This window comes from Crossiella cryophila (assembly GCF_014204915.1).
GTDB lineage: Bacteria > Actinomycetota > Actinomycetes > Mycobacteriales > Pseudonocardiaceae > Crossiella > Crossiella cryophila.
The window spans coordinates 6,267,852-6,286,977 of sequence record NZ_JACHMH010000001.1 but is presented as its reverse complement, the minus strand read 5'-3'; the positions used below and the strand labels follow the sequence as shown (position 1 = coordinate 6,286,977).

The following is a 19,126-nucleotide window of genomic DNA, read 5'->3' as shown; positions in this document are numbered from 1 at the left end:
ATGTGCGTCCACTCGCCGTAACCGATCCAGCCGGACGTCGTTAGGGCGGACATGAGCGAAGCCCTGCTCCTCGAAGACGGGACCGTGCTGAACCTGCTCCGCCGCGGCGACCCGGCCGCCCCGCTGACCGTGCTGTTCGCCCACGGCTACGCCCTGGACCACCGCGAATGGCACCGTCAGCTCGACGTGCTGGAATCCGCGGTGGCCCGCCCGGTGCAGTTGATCGCCTACGACCACCGCGGCCACGGCGAGTCCAGTCCCGCCACCCCGGAGACCGCCACCATCGACCAGCTGGCCGACGACCTGGCGGTGGTGCTCGAACGCGCGGTGCCCAGCGGGCAGGTGGTGCTGGTCGCACACTCCATGGGCGGGATGGCCGCGCTCGCGCTGGCGGTGCGGCGGCCGCGGTTGTTCTCCCAGCGGATCGGCGGCCTGGTGCTGCTCTCCACCGCGGCGGGCGGGTTCGCCGAGGCCAACCTGGGCCTGGCCCAGCCGGTGGGCAGGCTGGTGCACGAGCTGGAACGGCTGTTCGGCCCGGTGGTGCGCAAGGTCCGGGAGAAGATCGAACCGGCCAAGACCGCCGGCCTGCGCTGGTTCCTCTTCGGCGCGGACCCCAGGGCCGAGGACGTGGACCTGACCGCGGACATGGTCTGGTCGAACTGGCCGGAAACGGTGGCCCAGTTCAAACCCGCGCTGGACCGGCACGACCGGCAGGCCGCGATGGCGGTGGTGGAAGGTGCCTCGCTGGGCGGTGCGGAGATCGTGATCATGACCGGTGACCAGGACCGGCTGTGTCCGACGAGTCACGTCGCGGAGATCGCCAAGGTGCTCGGGGGAGGGGAGCAGGTGATCGTCCAGGGCGCCGGCCACATGCTGCCGCTGGAACGCCCGGACGAGGTCACCGGCCGCATCGCGACCCTGGTGGACCAGCTGCCGTAGTCGATCAAGCCACTGAGCAGCAGCGCTGTCGCCCGTTCTGCATTCTTTGGCATCTCGATGACTTCAGTGTCGACTGAAGTCAATGGGTGGGCGGCCACAAATCAAAGACAGCCGGGAAGAGGGAAGCGGCCCGGCGGGCGAGCGGTGCGTCAGGCCCTGTCCGGGTCGCGCGGCCTGGCGTCTACTGCCCGTCCTCCGGCTGCCCGGCCCGCGCGATCGGGAAGAAGATCGGGCTCACCAGGTAAGGCGCCCGATCCGCCTCGGGCTGATTGCCCGCCCGCGCCCGCAGCAACGCCACCATCTCACCGGCCAGCTCCGCCACCTCGGCCGTGTTCAGCCACAGCGTCCCCTGCTTGTACCCCACTCCATCAGTGGGCGGATTGGCCCCATCCCGATCCAGATACGCGTTGAACTCCGCCAGCAGTGCCGCCATCGCCGCCGCGAACCCGTGCCGGTGATCATCCAGCGTCATCGCCGCGGCTGCCGCAGGATCGACCACGGTGCGGTCCTGGCGAAGCCGGTAGTGGCGTTCGACCGCGCCGTGCACGCGTTGTTCGTCGGCGACCTCCAGGATGCCGCCCTCGGCGAGTAGGCCCACGTGCCGGTAGAGGGTCGTCTTGGGCACGTCGGGGAGCTGGGCGCACAGGTCGGAGGTGGTGACGGTGCGGCCGCCGGACAGGCACCAGGTGATGCGCAGCCGGACCGGGTGCAGCAGCAGGTCGAGGGTGTCCACCCGCTCTACGATTCCACATCTGGTACCGTTCCCAAAGTTGGAAACGCACAGAGGGGGTTCCCGGTGAGCACGAACATCTCCACCCAGGCCAGGCTCAGTGACGCGGCGGTGCGGCCACTGCGCACGCTGGATCCGGCCGCGCCGCTGGACGACCTGGCCTGGCTGGATGAGGTGATCGGCGACGCGCGGGTGGTCGCGATCGGCGAAAGCTCGCACTACAGCACCGAGTTCCCACAGCTGCGGCACCGCGTCGTGCGCTACCTGGTGCGGCGGCACGGGTTCGTCGCCAGCACCGAGGAGAACGGGTTCGTCCAGGGGCAGCTGGTGCAGGACTGGATCAACGGCGGCCCCGGCGCGGTGGGTGCGGTGCTGGCCGACGGGTTCGGCTCGCTGACCGGGTTGTGGCGGCCGGTCCGGCTCCAGCTCGAATGGCTGCGCGAGCACAACCGCACCGCCGCCGACCCGATCCGCTACTACGGCATCGACCTCGGCGGCTCCAACGTGACCCCGCTGCCCAGCCTGGACGCGGTGCTCGGCTACCTCGCCGAGGCCGATCCCGGCTACCGCCCCGACCCGGTGATCAGGGAGATCGCGCTGACCTTCGCCGCCACCTCCGCCTTCGGCATCCCGGCTGCGGTGGGCGCGTACGGCGCCCTCGAACCCGACCGCAAGAACGCGCTCACCGCCGGCCTCGCCGGGCTGCTGGCCCGCCTGTCCGCCAAGCGGATCGACTACGTCGCCCGCACCGGCGCCGAGTCCTACCAGCGGGCCCAGCGCGCACTGCACGCCGCCATCACCCTGGACGTGATGGTGCGCGCGATGGCCCAGGGCGACCTGGAGACCGCCTCGCTCAGCCGCGAGGCCACCCTGGCCGACACCGTGGCGTGGGTGCTGGGCCGGGAGGACCGGATCGTGCTCGGCGCGCACAACGGCCACCTGCAGCGAGTCCCCGGCGCCATCCCCGGCACACCGCCGATGACTGGCCTCGGCGTGCACCTGGCCGACCGGCTGGGCGCGGACTACCGGGTCATCGGCACCACCTCGGGCACCGGCCAGGTGCTGGGCAGCGGCTTCTTCGCGGGCGAGTTTTTCGAGGAGCTGCCCGAACCCCAGCCTGGCAGCCTGGACGCGCTGATGGCGGCCAGCCACGACGGCCCCTTCGCCACCAACCTGCGCACCCTGGGCGAGGCCGACCGGGAAACCGTGCGGGCGGCGAACCAGCAGCGCAACGGCACCTACTACAACGAGCTGGACCCGCTGGTCGCCTATGACGCGCTGGTGCACGTCCCGGTGGTCAGCGCGGGCGAGCCGGACGCCGAGGCGCTGGCCGCCTCGCCGCCGGAGGTCCGGGAGATGTTCGCCAAGTGGCAGGGGAGTGGCGGCTGACCGGAGGACCGCCCGCTCAGGCGTGCGCGGCGGCCAGCAGGGTGAAGGCGGCGATGATCACGGCGACCCGCACGTAGTGGTAGCGGTCCCAGCGGTTCTGCTGCTCCTTCCAGTCGGCAGGCCGGTTCTCGGCGGTCCACGTCTTGCTCCGGTTGTTGATCGGGACGAGCAACAGCACCGACATGAGCACGCTCACGATCAGCAGCGCGGCGGCGATGACCACGAGGACGACGCCGGGGCGATGCCAGCCTGCGATGGCCCAGACCGCGCTCAGCACCAGCGAGCCGACGTACCAGAACGGCATGAGAGCGCCGAGCATCCGGCCGCCGTGTGCCCGGCCGAGCTGGGCACTGTCCTCGGGGAGTGCGTTGAGGATCGGGTTGATGACGAAGGCGACGGCGAACTCCACCCCCACCATCACGCCGACTACCACGATGGTGAGGACCGCGAGTGCGCTGAGCATGGTGCCCCTCTCTGAGGCTAGCGTTGCTAGGTAATAAGGCAACGCTAGCTCTGCCGTCGCTCGTTTGTCTAGCGCTGCTAGCATTGAGCTGTGTCGGTACCGGAACGCAAGCAGCGCGAACAGGCGGCCCGCGAGCGGCTCATCGTGGCCACGGCCCGCGAACTCGCCGAGCAGCAGGGCTGGGACGCGGTCACCACCCGCAGGCTCGCCGAGCGCATCGAGTACAGCCAGCCCGTGCTCTACAGCCACTTCCGCGGCAAGCGCGAGATCATCGGCGCGGTCGCCCTCGACGGCGCCGCCGAGCTGGCCGCGGCGCTGCGGGCCGCGACCGCCGCCGTGGCCGGTCCGCGGGCCAGGGTCACCGCCCTCGCCCGCGCCTACCTCGACTTCGCCGAGGGCAACCCGGCGGTCTACGACGCCATGTTCCAGCTCGACGGCGGCCTGGCCTTCGCCCAGGAGGACACCCCCGAGCCGCTGAAGGACGGCTTCGCGGCCCTGCTGGAAAGCCTCGCCGAGGTCGCGGGGGAGGGCGTCGACCCCGGCCTGTTCACCGAGGTGTTCTGGGCGTGCCTGCACGGGCTGGCCACCCTGACCCGGGCGGGACGGCTGCCGCCGGGGGAGGCCGAGCGGCGGGTGGAGCTGCTGGTGGACCGGCTGGCCATGATCTGAGCCAGAATCGGGGTCATGCGCGAGGTTGAGGTGCGGACGGTGGCCCTGCCCGACGGACGGCGGCTGGGCTACTACGAGTTCGGCGACCCGGCGGGCACGCCCTGCGTGTACTCGCCGGGCTGGCCGGCCTCCGGCCTGCTGGGCGGGGTCTACGACGAGACGGCCCGCGTGGCCGGGGTGCGCTGGCTCTCGGTGGACAAGCCAGGCTGCGGCGCCTCGGATCTCGACCCGCGCCGCTCGCTGGCCCGCTACGCCGCCGACATCGCCTGCCTGGCCGACCACCTCGGCCTGGCCAGGTTCGCCGCGGTGGGGGAGTCCGGCGGCGGCCCGCATGCGCTGGCCCTGGCACACGCGTTACCGGACCGGCTGACCACCACGATCCTGCTGGCCGCCATCGGTCCAGGGCACGAAAGCCAGGTGCGCCAAGGCATGCGCGGCGGCAACCGCTGGCTGTTCCTGCTCGCCCAGCACGCGCCCTGGCTGCTGCGCCTGCAGCTGGGTGTGCTGAGCCGGATGGTGCGCAACCCGGCCGCGGCGCGCCGGTTCGAGCAGTCGATGCTGCGCCGCGCCTCGCCCGCCGATCGGACCGCACTGGCCGGCGTGGACACCGGCTGGCTGGCGGGTTCGGCCGTCGGCGCGTTGCGGGACGGTGGCCGCGCGGCCACCCAGGAGCTGGTCATGATCGCCCGGCCGTGGGGGTTCGGGCTGGGGGAGATCACCGCGCCGGTACTGGCCTGGCACGGTGATCAGGACACCAACGTGCCGCTGCCGGTGGCCCGGCGGCTGGCGGGGGAGCTGCCGGACTGCACGCTGCGGGTGATCGAGGGGCAGGCGCACGGCGTCGGCCTGGTGGTCAGGGCCGAGGTGATGGCGGCGATCCAGGCCGCGAGCTAGTTCCGGCCGCCCAGCAAGATCGACCCAACCGGCGCCCCACTTCGCCCGATCAAAAATTCTCTCGTCACGATCACTTCAGTGTCGAGTGAAATTAACCGGTCGAGCCAAACCCAACCCCAGAACCCGGCCGGGGAGCGGGCGAATTGGCTTGCCCTCGCCGCGATGATCGAGCGCATGGCCCAACCCACCCTGCACACCCCGCGCCTGACCCTCGTGCCACTGGCCGAGGAGCACCTCGACCTGGAGGCCGAGCTGGACGCCGACCCCGAGGTGATGCGCTACCTCGGCGGCCGGGCGCACACCCGCGCCGAGGTCGAGCGGTCGCACCGCAGGCGACTCGCCGCCGCGGCGAAGGTGCCCGGCCTCGGGTTCTGGGTGGGTTTCGCCGAGGACGGCTTCGTCGGCTGGTGGATCCTGCAGCCGCCGCACGGTCCGGACCAGCCCGAGGTCGCGGGGGAGGCCGATCTCGGCTACCGGTTGGCGCGCAGCCACTGGCGCCGTGGCTACGCGAGTGAGGGCGCGCGCGAGCTGATCCGCTACGGCTTCACCGACCTCGGCCTCGATCGGATCTTCGCCCAGACCCTGGCCGTCAACGCCGCCTCCCGGGCGACCATGACCTCCGTCGGCCTCACCTTCGTCCGGGAGTTCCTTTCCTCGGGCCAGGTCGAGGTCGAGTACGAGATCACCCCCGCCACACCGGCCTCCCCCTGACGCGGGAACCAGTTCCTCCCACGGCGGGAGTCCGCTGCGGCGCGCACCGGCGAGGCTGTCCCCGGTGGTGGTGTTCGCCTTGGTCGCGGTCCGGCCGCGTGGTGCCTGCCGGGGCGTGGCTGATGTGCGCGCTGGCGTTGGCGGCCGGGATGTTCACGGTGATCTCGTTGGTGTCGTTGCTGATCTCCGGGGAGCTGGCGGACTGGGCTGGACTGGTGCGGCAGGTGGGTGCGCTGGTGGGGGCTGGGTTGTTCGCGGCGACCGCGGTGTCCTACCGGCGGCGTGGTCGTGGGGAGGCCGGGCCGGTTTCGGGGCTGGTGCGGTGGATCGGCTACCTCGGCGTTGCCGCGTTTGTGCCGTATGTGGTGCTGAAGTCGTGGTGGGCCTTGGGTTTCGGCGCGGGTCCGGAGCTGAGCGAGGGCCTGTACGGGTTGCTGGCGAGCTACGGCGTGGACGCGACCGCGGTCGCCGCGGTGGTGGGCATGGTGCTGTTGCTGGCGCTGGTGCGGCCGTGGGGGGAGCGGTTGCCGCGCTGGTGGGTGGCGCTGGTGGGGGTGCTGGGTTTCGCCGGGTTCGGGGTCGCCCTGGCGGTGACGGCGGTGTCGTACCAGCGGCGGACGCGGCGGAGCTGCCGTACCCATTGATCTTTCTTGGATCGATGAGTTCAGTGTCCACTGAAATTAATCACTCAGGCCCAAGAAAAACCAAACCAGGCCAGGAGGGGAAATGGTTGGACCGGAGGGCGCGCTGGCCAGTAGTTTGCGGCTGATCGTGACACCGCCCGAGGAGGTGAGACCCATGAACGCTGCAACGCTGTGGGTGCTCCGCCTTCCCGTCATGGTCGGGCGATTGACGTAGTTGTCGCCGGGAGCGCCTCGCCACCAAGGCACTCCCGAAAGGCAACACATGTTCGATGTGATCATCGCCGGCTGCGGTCCGACCGGCGCGATGCTGGCCGCCGAGTTGCGGCTGCACGAGGTGCGGGTGCTCGTGCTGGAGCGGGAAACCGAGCCCGTGTCGTTCGTCCGCGTGGTCGGGCTGCACATTCGCAGTATCGAGTTGCTGGCCATGCGCGGGCTGCTCGACCGTGTTCGCGCACAGGGACGACAGCGTCCGGCCGCCGGTTTCTTCGCCGCCATCGACAAACCGGTGCCGGCGGGCCTGGATTCCGCGCACGCCTACCTGCTGGGCATCCCGCAGCCGGTCATCGTGCGGCTGCTCGAGGAACACGCCATCGCACTGGGCGCGCAGGTCCGGCGTGGTTGTGCGGTGGCCGGGTTCACCCAGGACGAGCAGGGGGTGACCGTCGAGCTGGCCGGCGGGGAGCGGCTGCGTGCGCGTTATCTCGTGGGCTGTGACGGCGCGCGCAGCACGGTGCGCACCCGGCTGGGCGTCGGCTTTCCCGGTGAGCCCGCGCGCAACGAGACGCTGATGGGTGAGCTGGCGGTGGGTGTGCCGTGGGCGGAGATCGCCGACCGGGTGGCCGAGATCCAGGCGGCCAACCGGAGTTTCAGCCTGGGGCCCTTCGGCGAAGGGGTCTACCGCGTTGTGGTGCCCGCGGCGGGAGTCAGTGAGGATCGGACGGAACCACCCACGCTGGAAGATTTCCGGCAGCGGTTGCGGGCCGTGGCCGGGACCGATTTCGGGGTGCACTCGCCGCGCTGGCTGTCCCGGTTCGGGGATGCCACCCGGCTGGCCGAGCGGTATCGGGTCGGCCGGGTGCTGCTGGCCGGGGATGCGGCGCACATCCATCCGCCCGCCGGTGGGCAGGGGCTGAACCTGGGGGTCCAGGACGCGGTCAATCTCGGCTGGAAGCTGGCCGGGCAGGTCCGGGGCTGGGCGCCGGGGGCGTTGCTGGACAGCTATCAGGCCGAGCGTCATCCGGTGGCCGAGGAGGTGCTGGACAACACCCGTGCCCAGGTGGCGCTGCATTCCCCTGAGCCTGGGGCGCAGGCGTTGCGCGGGCTGCTCGCCGAGCTGATGGATTTCGAGGTGGTGAACCGGCATCTGATCGAGAAGATCACCGCGATCGGCATCCGCTATGACTTCGGTGCGGGTCCTGATCTGCTCGGCCGTCGCCTGCGTGATCTCGATCTGGCGCATGGCCGCCTCTACGAGCGGCTGCGTCGGGGTCGTGGTCTGGTGCTCGATCGCACGGGAGGGCTTAGTGTGCGGGGCTGGTCGGATCGGGTCGATCTGATCGCGGATCCCGTTGTGGCGCTGGGTGTTCCGGCCGTGCTGCTGCGCCCTGACGGTCACGTCGCCTGGGTCGGCGATGATCAGCGGGAGCTGGAGCAGCACCTGTCCCGCTGGTTTGGTGAGCCCGTCACCTGAGCCCGAGCAGGATCGCGGCGCTGTCGGTGGTGAGCCGGCAGCGCCGCGCCGTCGAACCCGGTGTGGGTTAGATGATGATTCCGGGTAGGCCGGCGTGGGCCGGTCGGCGTTTGCGGCGGAGCCAGACCTTGCGGGTGCCGTCGGAGAACAGCAGTACCCTGGACAGTTCCCATCCGGCGAACTCGGCGTGGATGGCGAGCTGGGTGGCCGCGGCGCGCCGGGAGACTCCCGGGGGGATGCGCAGCGGCTGGTACTCCCAGTCTCCGTCGACCACCGCCTCGTCGGCAGCAGCACTCATGGTTGCACCACCTGTACCCCTCCTCCGTCCGCGGAGGCGACCAGTACGCGTCCGCTCTTCGGATCCACCGTCACCGAGTTGGGCTGGTGGACGGTGGCAAAGCGATACTTCTCCTCTGGCGAGCCGGTGGCGACGTTGTAGCCGACCACCTCGTCGCGTTCGGTGAGGGTGATCCACGCGAGGTCCCTGGTGCGGTCGTAGGCGATCCCGTAGGGCGCCCCTGGCACGGGGTAGCGCTGGCGCATGATCAGTGGGTTGGTGGAGAAGGCGAGTAGTTCGCCGCCTCGGGTGTCCACGGCGAGTACGCGGCCGAATCGGTCGGTGATGGCGTGGGTGGTGGCGTCGCCGGAGCGCAGGCCGGCGCCGAGTTCGCCGGTGGCGGGGTCGACCTCGATGACGGCGGTGCGGAGTTCGTCGAGGACGACGACCTTCTTGCCCGCGGGCAGGACGGTGCTGACGCCGCGGAAGCCGGTGTTGATGGTGCGTTCGAGTTTGCCCGCGGCGTTGAGGACGGCGATGCCCTGGCCGGGTTCACGCAGCGCGACGATGGTGCGGTCGCCGACCTGGGTGGCCGAGAGTGGGCCGCCGGTGACGTCGAGGGTTTCGGTGGCGCCATCGGGCAGGGTGATGCGGAGGAGTTTTCCGTTGGCGCGCACGGGGGCCAGGAGTTTGCCGTCGGCCAGGGTGAGGTGTTCGACCGGGCCGGGCAGTGGGATCTCGCGGGGTGTGGCGGCGAGGTTGTCGGCCGGGTAGAGCAGTAGGCGGGCGGGGTCGGTGACCGCGATGGCGACCGTTCGGGTGGTCTCGTCCAGGGTGAGGGCGGTGGCCTTGCCCGGTAGTGGGGTGACGGTGCCGACGGGGATGGCGCCGCGGGCCGCGGCGACCGCGGGGCCTGCGGGGATGACCTCGTCGGGTGGCTGTTCGTTGGTGTTGCCCTGGCTGGTTGAACAGGCCGTGAGCAGGACTGTTCCGGTGAGCAGGGCCGCCATCAGCCGACGCACTCGTTTCCTCCCGTGTTGACCGCGGTGCGTTCAGCATCCCGGAAGTTCACGCGCTCGTCACGTTCCGGGTGTGAACAACTCCACGACTTGTAACTCGTAGTAGTTGTTGAACGAAGTATTACCGTGTGGGCCGTACCTGCCCCGAGCCGCCCCACCCTTGAAGGAGCCCCGGATGAACAGCACCAGCTCGCGGGGTTCCTTTGTGCTGGAGGGGTTGCGGGTGGGGGAGCACGCGCATGGTCATGGGCACCTGGCCGATGGCCGGGAGTTCTCGTTCGTGTTGCGGCATGGGGTGGCCCGGTTGGTGGTTTATCGGGCGGACGCGCCCGCGGTGCCGGGGCGGGCGCATGTGGAGTTGACCCGGGAGGCTCCGGTGGATGGGGTGGCGCCGCGGGATCGGCGGGCGGTGGGGGCGTTGTTGCGGTCGATGCTCACGGCAGCGGGCGTTCCGGGTAGCTGAGTTCGACGGCGCTGACGTCGTCGAGGGCGGCGCGGATGGCCGGGGGCAGGGTGAGGTCCTCGGCGGCGAGGGAGCCGGCGAGTTGGGCGGTGTCGCGGGCGCCGATGACGGGGGCGATGACCTGGGGTCGGTCGCGGACCCAGGCGAGGGCGACGGCCAGGGGTGAGGTGCCGAGGCCGTCGGCGGCGGTGGCCACGGCCTGGACGATGCGGGCGGTGCGTTCGGTGCGGTGGTGTTCGACGTAGGGGGCGTAGTGCGGGCTGGCGCCGCGGGAGTCGGCTGGGGTGCCGTTGCGGTATTTGCCGGTGAGGACGCCGCGGCCGAGTGGGGCCCAGGGGAGCAGGCCGAGTCCGTGGTGGGTGGCGGCGGGGATGACTTCGCGTTCGACGCCGCGTTCCAGGAGTGAGTATTCGACCTGGGTGGAGATGAGGGGGGCTGGGCTGTGCTGGGCGTGCTGGCGGGCGGCTGCGGTGGCGGTTTGCCAGCCGGAGTAGTTGGAGATGCCGGTGTAGCGGACTTTGCCGCTGGTGACGGCGGTGTCGAGGGCGGCGAGGGTTTCCTCGATGGGGGTGCTGGCGTCCCAGGCGTGGAGTTGCCAGAGGTCGATGTGGTCGGTGTTCAGGCGGCGGAGTGAGTCGTGCAGGGCGGTGAGCAGGGCGCCGCGGGAGGCGCCGCCGCCGAAGGGGCCTTCGGTGCGGCGGGCGACGGCTTTGGTGGCCAGCACGATGTCGGTGCGTGGGATGGCTTCGCCGAGCAGGCTGCCGAGGATTTCCTCGGCGAGTCCGTCGTTGTAGACATCGGCGGTGTCGATGAGGGTGCCGCCGGCTTCGCAGAAGGCGAGCAGCAGGTTGGCGGCTTCGTCGGCGTCGGTGTCGCGTCCCCAGGACATGGTGCCGAGGGCCGTGCGGGAGACCCGGAGGCCGCTGCGGCCGAGCTGTCGCTGTTCCACGCCGATCTACCCTAGGTGGTTGGTACGCCGGTTGTGGGTAGCTGGGCCGTGGTGGCGCATCACTCGTCAGTGTGACCGGTGTCACGGTGGCCTACCCGGTTTGTTACTAGCGAGTAAGGTTCGTCGGGTGCGACTTGGGCTGAACCTCGGATATTGGGGCGCCGGTAACGACGCCGAGAACCTCGACCTGGCCAAGGAGGCCGACCGGCTCGGCTACTCCGTGGTCTGGGCCGCGGAGGCCTATGGCTCCGACGCGCCCACCGTGCTGAGCTGGATCGCCGCGCAGACCGAACGCATCGACGTCGGTTCCGCGGTCTTCCAGATCCCGGCGCGGACCCCGGCGATGGCCGCGATGACCGCGGCGACCCTGGACACCCTCTCCGACGGCCGGTTCCGGATGGGACTGGGCGTGTCCGGACCGCAGGTCTCGGAGGGCTGGCACGGCGTGCGTTTCGACAAGCCGCTGGGCCGGACCAGGGAATACGTGGAGATCGTGCGCAAGGCGCTGGCCAGGGAGCGCCTGAAGTACGAGGGGCAGCACTACACGCTGCCGCTGCCGGATGGTCCCGGCAAGGCGCTGACGCTGACCGTGCACCCGGCGCGTGAGCACATCCCGATCTACCTGGCCTCGATCGGTCCGAAGAACCTGGAGCTGACCGGCGAGATCGCTGATGGCTGGCTCGGGGTGTTCTTCTCTCCCGAGCACTCCGCGGAGAGCCTGGAGTCGATCCGTCTCGGCCGGGAGCGGGTCGGCAAGACCATGGAGGGCTTCGACGTGGTGCCCACCGTGCCGCTGGTGGTCGGGGAGGACTGGCAGAGCTGCGCGGACAAGGTCCGGCCCTACGCCTCGCTGTACCTGGGCGGGATGGGCAGCAGGCAGAAGAACTTCTACAAGGACCTGGCCACCCGGATGGGCTTCGGGGAGCAGGCCCAGGAGGTCCAGGACAAGTTCCTGGCCAAGGACTACGAGGGCGCGCTGGCCGCGGTGCCGCTGGAGTTCATCGACGCCACCTCGCTGCTGGGGCCCAAGGAGCGGATCACCGAGCGGATCAAGGCTTTCGCGCAGGCGGGGGTCACCACGCTGACCGTTTCGGCGATGCTGCAAGATCTTGACGAGGCGACGCTGTCCCTTCGCGTCGCGGTCGAAGCCTTGGAAGCAGCTGGAGTGGGGTAAGTGGCGCATCATCTCGCGGTCGCCGACCGAGTCATCGCAGCAGTTGGCGACCGCGGGATGGTGGTCTGAGCCATGACCTGGCTGGAAGCCCTCGTCCTCGGCGTGGTCCAGGGGCTGACCGAGATGCTGCCGATCTCCAGTTCCGGTCACCTGCGGATCGTCTCGGAGTTGTTCTTCGGGCGGGACGCGGGCGCGAGTTTCACCGCGGTGACCCAGCTGGGCACCGAGGCGGCGGTGCTGATTTATTTCGCCAAGGACATCTTCCGGCTGGTGGGCACCTGGTTCCGCGGGTTCGGCAACGCCGCGGTGCGCAAGACCCAGGACTACCGGCTGGCCTGGTACGTGATCATCGGCACCATCCCGATCAGTGTGCTGGGGCTGCTGTTCAAGGAGCAGATCCGCACCAGCGGCCGCAACCTGTGGGTGGTGGGCACCACGCTGGTGGTGTTCGGCCTGGTGCTGGGTGCCGCTGAGCTGTACGGCAGGCAGAAGCGCTCGGTGGAGCAGATGACGCTCAAGGACGGCCTGATCATGGGTTGTGCCCAGGCGATGGCCCTGGTCCCCGGCGTGTCCCGCTCGGGCGGCACGATCACGGCCGGCCTGTTCATCGGCCTGAACCGCGAGGCGGCGACCCGCTATTCGTTCCTGCTGGCCATCCCGGCCGTGGTGGCGGCGGGGATCTTCTCGCTGCCGGATGTCTTCGAGCGGGCCGGGGCGAACGCGCCCAGCATCGCGCAGATGATCGTGGCCACCGTGGTGGCCTTCGCCATCGGCTATGTGACCATCGCCTGGCTGCTGAAGTTCGTGGCCAAGCACAGCGTGTACGTCTTCGTCTGGTACCGGGTGGTGCTGGGCCTGTTCGTGCTGGCGATGCTGTCCTCGGGCTACATCTCGGCGACCTGACCACCGTCGCGGCGGGTGCAGGTGCCCAGGCAGCGCCGGTAGGCCTGTTCGGCCTGGGCCCGGCAGGCGCGGTTCTGCTCCCGGCACTTGACCGCGGGCGTGCCGGCGCGCAGGCAGCGGTCGTAGGCGAGGTCGCAGTTGCGGAAGCCGTCCTCGCGCTTGCGGCGGCACCCGTCCACACACGGGCCCGCGGCGGCGTCCTCCGCGCAGGCGGCGGCGGGTGCGGGTGCCGGGGAGGCCGCGGCGGCGGGTGCGGTGAAGAGCGCACCGAAGGCGGCCAGGGCGAGCAGGCCGCGGGCGAGGCGAGTGCTGTTCGACATGACCTCGTTCCTAGCAGCCGGGCCCGGCCGGCGTGCGGTGAAACGACCGATCCTCACCCGCTGGGTGCCTGGAACCGGTGGCGCGGGTGGTGGCACGTAAGCTGCCGGGGTGGCGACGCTCATCCTTCTGCGGCATGCACGATCGGTGGCCAACGGTTCCGGGACCCTGGCCGGACGGGCCGAAGGGGTGGGCCTGCACGAGGACGGCCTGACCCAGGCCCAGGGCCTGGTGGAGCGCTTCGCCGGGGTGCCGATCGCCGAGATCGTCTCCTCCCCGTTGCAGCGCTGCGCCGAGACCCTCGCACCCCTGTCCGCCGCGCGGGAGCTGACCCCGATGGCCGAGCCACGACTGTCCGAAGTGGACTACGGCGACTGGACCGGCAAGGCGATCACCGATCTGCTCAAGGAACCGCTGTGGAAGGTCGTGCAGCAGCACCCCTCCGCCGCGATCTTCCCCGGCGGCGAGGGCCTGGCCGCGGTCTCGGCGCGGGCGGTGGCCGCGGTGCGGGAGCACGACGCGCGGATCAGCGCGGCGCACGGGGCCGAGGCGATCTGGGTGGCGTGCAGTCACGGTGATGTGATCAAGGCGATCCTGGCCGACGCCCTGGGTTCGCACCTGGACGCCTTCCAGCGGATCCTGGTCGATCCGGGCTCGGCCTCGGTGATCCACTACACCGAGCACCGGCCGTATGTGTGGAAGGTCAACGACTCCGGTGCGCTGGCCGGTCTGGTGCGCGCGGAGCGGCCCACGGAGGACGCCACGGTGGGCGGCTCAACCGGCGGCGAGACCGCTCCCGCCGCCGAGGCCGTCGTCCAGGGCTGAGTTCGCGGGCAGTACCAAGGTGATGACCGCGCCGCCGTTCTCGGCGTTGGCGAAGGTCAGGGTGCCGCCGAGGACCCGGGTCTGGGCGGCGGCGATGGTCAGGCCGAGGCCGTGCCCGGTGCCGCGGTCGCTGCTGCCGGTGCGGAAGCGGCTGGGTCCGTCGCGGAGCAGGTCGGCGGCGAAGCCGGGTCCGTGATCGCGGACCCGCAGCGTGTGCCCCTGGACGTGGACCTCGACGGGGGGTTTGCCGTGGCGGCGGGCGTTGATCAGCAGGTTGACCAGGACCCGTTCCAGGCGGCGCGGGTCGGTGAGCACGGTCTGGGACTCCCCACTCACCTGCGCTTCGGGGGTGAGGGCGGTGACCCGGCGCTGGACGAAGGTGAGCAGGTCGAACCCGGTCAGTTCGGCCTTCTCGGTGGCGGTGTCCAGGCGGGCGACCTCCAGGACGTCCTCGACCAGTCCGCGCAACGCCTTGATGCGGTCGCGGACCATCTCGGCCGGTCGTCCGGGGGGTAGGAGTTCGGCGGCGGTGACCAGGCCGGTGACCGGGGTGCGCAGTTCGTGCGCGATGTCGGCGGTGACGCGTTGTTCGGCGGCCAGGCGTTCCTGCAGGGCGTCGGCCATGGCGTCCACGGCCTGGGCGAGTTCGGCGGTCTCATCGGCGGGGCGGCCGCCGATGGCGTCGCGGACCCGGACCTCGGTGTCGCCGTCGGCGACCTGGCGGGCCGCGGCGGCGGCCAGGCGCAGGCGGCGGGACAGGCGGGCGCCGAGGATCACCCCGAGCAGGGTGCCGAGCACGACCACCGCGGCCGAGCCGATGACCAGGACCTGGTCGAGCTGGTCGAGGGCGTCGTCCTTGTCGGCGTAGGAGGTGCGGATGGACAGGATCTTGCCGTCGGTTTCCGCCGCCGCCCAGATCCACGCCTGGCCGGGGCGGCGTTCCAGGTAGGTGGCGCGCTGGCCGCCGTGCACGGCCTCGCGGAGTTCGCGGGGCAGGTCGGGGGAGTCCAGGTCCGCGCCCAGGGTGGCGGTGCCGGACATGGCGTAGTCGCGCACCACCAGCTGGATGCGTTCGTCCTGCAGGCGGCGGGCATCGGCGAGTTGCATGCGCTCGAACTCGGTGCGCACCAGCACGCTCAGTCCGATCGCGACCAGGGCGCCGACCACGGCGATGACCGCGCTCAGCCGCCAGCGCAGGGTTGTCGGGAACACCGGCTCAGCCCCGCAGCTTGTAGCCGAAGCCGCGCACGGTCTCGATCCGGTCCTGCCCGATCTTGACCCGCAGCCGTTGCACGTGCACGTCCACCACCCGGGAGTCCCCGCCCCACTGGTAGTCCCAGACCTGTTCGAGCAGCACATCGCGGGTGAGCACGTTGCCGGGGGACTCGGCGAAGCAGAGCAGCAGCCGCAGCTCGGTCGGGGTCAGCTCGACCAGTTCGCCGTCGAGGCGCACTTCCAGGCCGTTCTTGTGGATCTCCAGGTCGCCGAAGCGCAGCACGGTGTCCTCGACCTCGCGCCCGGCGCGCACCATCCGGCGGACCACCGCGCGGATGCGGGCCACCAGCACGGTGGAGTCGAAGGGCTTGGTCACATAGTCATCGGCCCCGGCCTCCAGGCCCAGGACGACGTCGATGGGGTCGGCGCGGGCGGACATCATGATCACCGGGGTGGGGCCCTCCTCGCGGATCTGGCGGCACAGGCTCACCCCGTTGAGGCCGGGCAGCATGATGTCGAGCAGGGCCACATCGGGTCGGTGTTCGCGGTAGGCGGCCAGGCCGGCCAGGCCGTCGGCGGCCACGGTGACGGTGAAGCCGTCGCGTTCCAGGGTCAGCTGGGTGGCCTCGCGGATGACGTCGTCGTCCTCGACCAGCAGCACGTGCAAGCCGCTCACTTCTTGAACTCCTCGAAGGCGGTTCCGGTCCAGCGGTAGACGGTGATCTCCTCGCCGCTGGGGCAGCAGCTGCGGTCGGCCGGTTCGTAGACGGGGTGGCTGAGCACGAACCCGATGCTGGGTTCGACCTTGATCACATTGCCCGGTTCCTCGGTGCCGAACAGCCGTCGCGGCGGGGTGGCGGTGAGGTCGTAGATGTAGCTGCCCAGCACCCCGCGACCTGGGTAGGCCCCGGAAACGCTGCCCGCGCAGGCGCGGATGGAGGCCAGCAGTTCGGCGTTGCCGTCCCCGGTCATGTCGGTGAAGCGCACATCCACGGCGTAGCGGCTGTCCCCACACGGTTTGAGCTGGAGTTTGATCTTCTCCCCGACCTGCGGGTCGGCGCGCAGGATCGCGATGGCATCGGCGCTGGGTGCGGTGCCGCTGCTGGTGGGCGGGCTGGTCGGGGGTGGTTTGACCTGGCTGGCCGGGCCCTCCACCTGGACGCCGCCGACCGTGGCGCATCCAGCGGCAAGCAGGGCGGCGCCCAGGGCCACCGCGGGGCCGATCCGCCTTCGCATGCCGCTCATTGTGCCCAGGCAACCACGCCCCGGCGTGTTCGGCGCACCCGCCCCACCGGGTGTTACGTGCCTGGCGGGGGAGTGCCGGGCGGCTGTTACAGAACCGTCGGACGGCCATGACAAAGGGCGCTTAGCGTCGGAAACGTCCTGCTCAGACAACTTTTCGGGGAGTTGTTCACATGCTCAAGCGTCTCGGTCCGTTCCGTTACGTGGCCGCGGCTGTGCTCGCGTTGATCGTGGTGGCGCTGCTGCTCAACCGGAACACCGCCGGGACCCCCGAACCCGCCGCGAGCAGCCCCGGCCCGGAGTCCACGGACAAATCCCCCGATCCGGCGCCCCGCCCGGTGCCCGGCGGCGAGCCCGCCAAGGTGACCTACAAGGTCGACACCCAGGACCGGGTGGTGTTCCTGACCATCGACGACGGCGCCACCCGCCGCCCCGACATGATCGACATCCTCAAGCGCAACGGGGTCAAGGCGACCTTCTTCCTGACCAACTCCTACGTCAAGCAGGACCCCGGCTTCTACAAGAAGCTCCGGGATGAGACCGGCGGTGCGATCGAGAACCACACCGAGTCCCACCCCAACCTCAAGGGCCGCTCCCTCGACGCCCAGCGCGCCGAGATCGGCCCGGTCTCCGACACCTACGGCACCGAGTTCGGCGCCCGCCCGACCCTGTTCCGCCCGCCGTTCGGCAACTTCGACGACAACACGCTCAAGGCCGCCGGTGAGGCAGGCATCAAGTGGGTCGTGCAGTGGGGCTCGGAGATCATCAACGGCAAGGTGCAGTTCAGCGGGCCGCGCGAGTTCCGGCCCGGCTCCATCGTGCTCATGCACTTCCGCAACACCTTCGAGCAGGACGTCCAGGCATTCGTGGACCAGGCCCGCGCGAACAACCTGACCCCCGCCCTGCTCACCGACTACCTCAAGTGAGCGCGAACACCGAGAAAAGGAACTCCATGTCGACTCGCCGAGTGCTGACCGGGATAGGCAAGACCGGCCTGGTGCTGGTCTCCGTCGCCGCGCTCACCGCCACCGCCGCCGGCTACCTGACCTACCGGCAGGCCACCATCGGCCTGGCCACCGACAACGTCATCACCGATGACAAGGGCGAGCCCGTGCTGCCCAAGGCCCCCGGCACCGACACCAACATCCTCCTGGTCGGTGTCGACTCCCGCACCGACGCCCAGGGCCGCCCGCTCTCCCGTGAGGTCCTGGACGCGCTGCAGGCCGGGGATGCCAACGGGGAGCAGAACACCGACACCATGATGCTGGTGCACGTTCCCGCGGATCCGAGCAAGAAGGCCTTCGCGGTCTCCCTGCCCCGGGATTCCTATGTGGACATCGCCGGTGGGTTCGGCAAGCACAAGCTCAACTCCGCCTACGCCAGGGCCAAGGTGGCCAAGGCCAAGGAACTGCGCGGCCAGGGCAAGGATCCGGCCACCGTGGACAAGGAGTCGGTGACCGCCGGGCGCAAGAACCTGATCAACACCATCGCCAAGCTCACCGGTCTGACCGTGGACCACTACGCCGAGATCAACCTCTACGGCTTCAGCGAGATCACCAAGGCCGTCGGCGGCATCCCGGTCTGCCTGAACAAGCCGGTCAAGGACGACTTCTCCGGCGCGAACTTCCCCGCGGGCAAGCAGACCCTGGAAGGGGTGGACGCGCTGAAGTTCGTCCGCCAGCGCCACGGCCTGCCCGCCGGTGACCTGGACCGGGTCCGCCGCCAGCAGGCCTTCCTGGCCGGGCTGGCCCACCAGGTGCTCAGTGCCGGGACGCTGACCGACCCTGGCAAGGTCAAGGACCTCATCGACGCCCTGACCCGCTCGGTCGTGCTCGACCAGGGCTGGGACCTGCTCGGATTCGCCCAGCAGGTCCAGGGCCTCTCCGGCGGGAAGATCCAGTTCCACACCATCCCGACCCTGCGCTCCAACCTGGCCACCCCCGGCGACGGCGTCGCGGTGGAGGTCGACCCGAACAAGGTCAAGGGCTTCGTGCAGGGCCTGCTCACCGGCGATGGCACCCCCGCCAACGCCTCCGGCGCGGGCACTTCGGCCGGGAAGGTCCGGCCGGTGGCCAACACCGCCCAGCAGCCCATCGACGCCGCCGGGATCCCCTGTGTCAACTGACCTCACCGCTCGCGCGGGCGAGCAGCACCCGAGCGCCACTCGCCCGCGCGTCCCCTTCTGGGCCGCGATCCTCATCGCCTACCTGCCCGGCGCCGCGGGCGGCCTGCTCGGCGGCGCCTGGCTGCCCGCGGGGATCGGACTGGGCTGTGTGGCCGCCGCCCTGCTGGTGGCCCCCGGTGGCCTGTTCACCGCAGCCGTGCAGCCTCCGCTGATCACCGCGGCCGTGGTGGCCACCGTCGTGGCCACCGGAACACCGCTGCTGGCCGCGGTGTCCGACCTGGTCAAAACCTTCCCCTGGATCGCGGCCACCACGGCTGTGGTGATCGCGATCGTGCTGGGCCGGGTGAACCGCGCACGGCGGACCTGCGTAGTCAGGAGAGCCTCGCCCGGCGCAGTGAACCGGCGTGAGACGCGCGTGAAGGCGGGCTCGACCTCCCGGAGCGGGCGGTCGGAATGGTTGCGTGGTGGCAGGGAAGGGGTGAGCGCC

At 70.7% G+C, this 19,126-nt stretch carries 22 protein-coding genes and 1 pseudogene; 14 read left to right on the top strand and 9 right to left on the bottom strand.

The window, feature by feature from the left end:
• Positions 1 to 51 precede the first annotated feature (51 nt).
• Positions 52 to 939 carry an alpha/beta fold hydrolase gene (locus HNR67_RS27710; RefSeq protein ID WP_185005145.1) on the top strand — a complete coding sequence of 296 codons (888 nt, stop codon included), beginning with the start codon at positions 52 to 54 and terminating at the stop codon, positions 937 to 939.
• A 181-nt stretch (positions 940 to 1,120) separates the two neighbouring features.
• Here HNR67_RS27710 and HNR67_RS27705 read toward each other — a convergent pair whose 3' ends face one another.
• On the bottom strand, positions 1,121 to 1,672 hold the full coding sequence (locus HNR67_RS27705; protein ID WP_185005144.1) for a helix-turn-helix domain-containing protein: 552 nt from the start codon (positions 1,670 to 1,672) through the stop codon (positions 1,121 to 1,123).
• 63 nt (positions 1,673 to 1,735) lie between these two features.
• Here HNR67_RS27705 and HNR67_RS27700 point away from each other — a divergent pair, with 63 nt between their 5' ends.
• Positions 1,736 to 3,058: an erythromycin esterase family protein gene (locus HNR67_RS27700; RefSeq protein WP_185005143.1), complete on the top strand. Its 1,323-nt coding sequence runs from the start codon at positions 1,736 to 1,738 to the stop codon at positions 3,056 to 3,058.
• A 16-nt stretch (positions 3,059 to 3,074) separates the two neighbouring features.
• Here HNR67_RS27700 and HNR67_RS27695 read toward each other — a convergent pair whose 3' ends face one another.
• Positions 3,075 to 3,521: a DUF1772 domain-containing protein gene (locus HNR67_RS27695; protein WP_185005142.1), complete on the bottom strand. Its 447-nt coding sequence runs from the start codon at positions 3,519 to 3,521 to the stop codon at positions 3,075 to 3,077.
• Positions 3,522 to 3,611: 90 nt separating this feature from the next.
• Between HNR67_RS27695 and HNR67_RS27690 the strand changes: the two genes are divergently transcribed.
• The 5 genes from HNR67_RS27690 to rox all read left to right on the top strand — a co-directional run bounded on the left by HNR67_RS27690 (position 3,612) and on the right by rox (position 8,129).
• Positions 3,612 to 4,190, top strand: coding sequence for a TetR/AcrR family transcriptional regulator (locus HNR67_RS27690; protein WP_185005141.1), 579 nt, complete (start codon positions 3,612 to 3,614; stop codon positions 4,188 to 4,190).
• Positions 4,191 to 4,205: 15 nt separating this feature from the next.
• Entirely contained in the window at positions 4,206 to 5,084 is an 879-nt protein-coding gene (locus HNR67_RS27685) for an alpha/beta fold hydrolase (protein ID WP_185005140.1), read from the top strand.
• A gap of 162 nt (positions 5,085 to 5,246) precedes the next feature.
• Positions 5,247 to 5,795, top strand: a complete 549-nt coding sequence (locus HNR67_RS27680; protein ID WP_246492606.1) for a GNAT family N-acetyltransferase — start codon at positions 5,247 to 5,249, stop codon at positions 5,793 to 5,795.
• Positions 5,796 to 5,893: 98 nt separating this feature from the next.
• On the top strand, positions 5,894 to 6,439 hold the full coding sequence (locus HNR67_RS27675) for a hypothetical protein (RefSeq protein ID WP_221490075.1): 546 nt from the start codon (positions 5,894 to 5,896) through the stop codon (positions 6,437 to 6,439).
• A gap of 262 nt (positions 6,440 to 6,701) precedes the next feature.
• Positions 6,702 to 8,129 (top strand): rifampin monooxygenase, encoded by a 1,428-nt coding sequence (gene rox, locus HNR67_RS27670; RefSeq protein ID WP_185005138.1) that lies wholly within the window; start codon positions 6,702 to 6,704, stop codon positions 8,127 to 8,129.
• Positions 8,130 to 8,196: 67 nt separating this feature from the next.
• Here rox and HNR67_RS27665 read toward each other — a convergent pair whose 3' ends face one another.
• Positions 8,197 to 8,427, bottom strand: coding sequence for a DUF5703 family protein (locus HNR67_RS27665; protein ID WP_185005137.1), 231 nt, complete (start codon positions 8,425 to 8,427; stop codon positions 8,197 to 8,199).
• Complete coding sequence (locus HNR67_RS27660) at positions 8,424 to 9,428, bottom strand: hypothetical protein (protein WP_312988179.1); 1,005 nt, start codon at positions 9,426 to 9,428, stop codon at positions 8,424 to 8,426. Before HNR67_RS27660 ends, HNR67_RS27665 begins: the two co-directional genes overlap by 4 nt.
• 172 nt (positions 9,429 to 9,600) lie before the next feature.
• On the opposite strand from HNR67_RS27660, the gene HNR67_RS27655 reads away from it, so the two are divergent.
• Positions 9,601 to 9,888, top strand: coding sequence for a hypothetical protein (locus tag HNR67_RS27655; protein ID WP_185005136.1), 288 nt, complete (start codon positions 9,601 to 9,603; stop codon positions 9,886 to 9,888).
• Here HNR67_RS27655 and HNR67_RS27650 read toward each other — a convergent pair.
• A complete protein-coding gene (locus HNR67_RS27650) occupies positions 9,860 to 10,837 on the bottom strand; it encodes an aldo/keto reductase (protein WP_185005135.1) in 978 nt (325 codons plus the stop codon). The genes HNR67_RS27655 and HNR67_RS27650 overlap by 29 nt on opposite strands.
• Before the next feature lie 127 nt (positions 10,838 to 10,964).
• Between HNR67_RS27650 and HNR67_RS27645 the strand changes: the two genes are divergently transcribed.
• Together HNR67_RS27645 and HNR67_RS27640 are read left to right on the top strand one after the other, a co-directional pair.
• On the top strand, positions 10,965 to 12,011 hold the full coding sequence (locus HNR67_RS27645) for an LLM class F420-dependent oxidoreductase (RefSeq protein ID WP_185005134.1): 1,047 nt from the start codon (positions 10,965 to 10,967) through the stop codon (positions 12,009 to 12,011).
• 72 nt (positions 12,012 to 12,083) lie between these two features.
• Positions 12,084 to 12,914, top strand: a complete 831-nt coding sequence (locus HNR67_RS27640) for an undecaprenyl-diphosphate phosphatase (RefSeq protein WP_185005133.1) — start codon at positions 12,084 to 12,086, stop codon at positions 12,912 to 12,914.
• On the opposite strand, the gene HNR67_RS27635 is transcribed toward HNR67_RS27640, so the two are convergent.
• A complete protein-coding gene (locus tag HNR67_RS27635) occupies positions 12,896 to 13,234 on the bottom strand; it encodes a hypothetical protein (RefSeq protein ID WP_185005132.1) in 339 nt (112 codons plus the stop codon). The genes HNR67_RS27640 and HNR67_RS27635 overlap by 19 nt on opposite strands.
• A 109-nt stretch (positions 13,235 to 13,343) precedes the next feature.
• Between HNR67_RS27635 and HNR67_RS27630 the strand changes: the two genes are divergently transcribed.
• A complete protein-coding gene (locus HNR67_RS27630; RefSeq protein WP_185005131.1) occupies positions 13,344 to 14,057 on the top strand; it encodes an MSMEG_4193 family putative phosphomutase in 714 nt (237 codons plus the stop codon).
• Here the strand turns inward: HNR67_RS27630 and HNR67_RS27625 are convergent.
• Genes HNR67_RS27625 through HNR67_RS44945 form a run of 3 tightly spaced genes read right to left on the bottom strand, consistent with a single transcriptional unit; the run spans position 14,007 to position 16,508 of the window.
• Positions 14,007 to 15,269 carry a sensor histidine kinase gene (locus HNR67_RS27625; RefSeq protein ID WP_185005130.1) on the bottom strand — a complete coding sequence of 421 codons (1,263 nt, stop codon included), beginning with the start codon at positions 15,267 to 15,269 and terminating at the stop codon, positions 14,007 to 14,009. The genes HNR67_RS27630 and HNR67_RS27625 overlap by 51 nt on opposite strands.
• Positions 15,270 to 15,273: 4 nt before the next feature.
• The gene (gene cseB / locus HNR67_RS44950) at positions 15,274 to 15,948 is read right to left on the bottom strand and encodes a two-component system response regulator CseB (RefSeq protein ID WP_185005129.1); all 675 of its coding nucleotides are present in this window, start codon (positions 15,946 to 15,948) and stop codon (positions 15,274 to 15,276) included.
• A complete protein-coding gene (locus HNR67_RS44945) occupies positions 15,945 to 16,508 on the bottom strand; it encodes a hypothetical protein (protein WP_185005128.1) in 564 nt (187 codons plus the stop codon). Before HNR67_RS44945 ends, cseB begins: the two co-directional genes overlap by 4 nt.
• Positions 16,509 to 16,687: 179 nt before the next feature.
• Between HNR67_RS44945 and HNR67_RS27610 the strand changes: the two genes are divergently transcribed.
• From HNR67_RS27610 to HNR67_RS46745, 3 genes and pseudogenes are all read left to right on the top strand, one after another.
• Positions 16,688 to 17,440, top strand: a complete 753-nt coding sequence (locus HNR67_RS27610) for a polysaccharide deacetylase family protein (RefSeq protein ID WP_185005127.1) — start codon at positions 16,688 to 16,690, stop codon at positions 17,438 to 17,440.
• Between the two features lie 26 nt (positions 17,441 to 17,466).
• A complete protein-coding gene (locus tag HNR67_RS27605; RefSeq protein ID WP_185005126.1) occupies positions 17,467 to 18,639 on the top strand; it encodes an LCP family protein in 1,173 nt (390 codons plus the stop codon).
• Positions 18,527 to 18,988 (top strand): annotated as a pseudogene (locus HNR67_RS46745) (DUF6542 domain-containing protein); the annotation flags it as partial. The gene HNR67_RS27605 and the pseudogene HNR67_RS46745, both read left to right, overlap by 113 nt.
• Positions 18,989 to 19,126: the final 138 nt, after the last annotated feature.

Excerpts from the sequence above, each read along its gene's own strand:
- HNR67_RS27710 (WP_185005145.1), top strand. The coding sequence starts at position 52 with ATGAGCGAAGCCCTGCTCCTCGAAGACGGGACCGTGCTGAACCTGCTC.
- HNR67_RS27695 (WP_185005142.1), bottom strand. The coding sequence starts at position 3,521 with ATGCTCAGCGCACTCGCGGTCCTCACCATCGTGGTAGTCGGCGTGATG.
- HNR67_RS27685 (WP_185005140.1), top strand. The coding sequence starts at position 4,206 with ATGCGCGAGGTTGAGGTGCGGACGGTGGCCCTGCCCGACGGACGGCGG.
- HNR67_RS27680 (WP_246492606.1), top strand. The coding sequence starts at position 5,247 with ATGATCGAGCGCATGGCCCAACCCACCCTGCACACCCCGCGCCTGACC.
- rox (WP_185005138.1), top strand. The coding sequence starts at position 6,702 with ATGTTCGATGTGATCATCGCCGGCTGCGGTCCGACCGGCGCGATGCTG.
- HNR67_RS27665 (WP_185005137.1), bottom strand. The coding sequence starts at position 8,427 with ATGAGTGCTGCTGCCGACGAGGCGGTGGTCGACGGAGACTGGGAGTAC.
- HNR67_RS27655 (WP_185005136.1), top strand. The coding sequence starts at position 9,601 with ATGAACAGCACCAGCTCGCGGGGTTCCTTTGTGCTGGAGGGGTTGCGG.
- HNR67_RS27640 (WP_185005133.1), top strand. The coding sequence starts at position 12,084 with ATGACCTGGCTGGAAGCCCTCGTCCTCGGCGTGGTCCAGGGGCTGACC.
- HNR67_RS27635 (WP_185005132.1), bottom strand. The coding sequence starts at position 13,234 with ATGTCGAACAGCACTCGCCTCGCCCGCGGCCTGCTCGCCCTGGCCGCC.
- HNR67_RS44945 (WP_185005128.1), bottom strand. The coding sequence starts at position 16,508 with ATGCGAAGGCGGATCGGCCCCGCGGTGGCCCTGGGCGCCGCCCTGCTT.
- HNR67_RS27610 (WP_185005127.1), top strand. The coding sequence starts at position 16,688 with ATGCTCAAGCGTCTCGGTCCGTTCCGTTACGTGGCCGCGGCTGTGCTC.
- HNR67_RS27605 (WP_185005126.1), top strand. The coding sequence starts at position 17,467 with ATGTCGACTCGCCGAGTGCTGACCGGGATAGGCAAGACCGGCCTGGTG.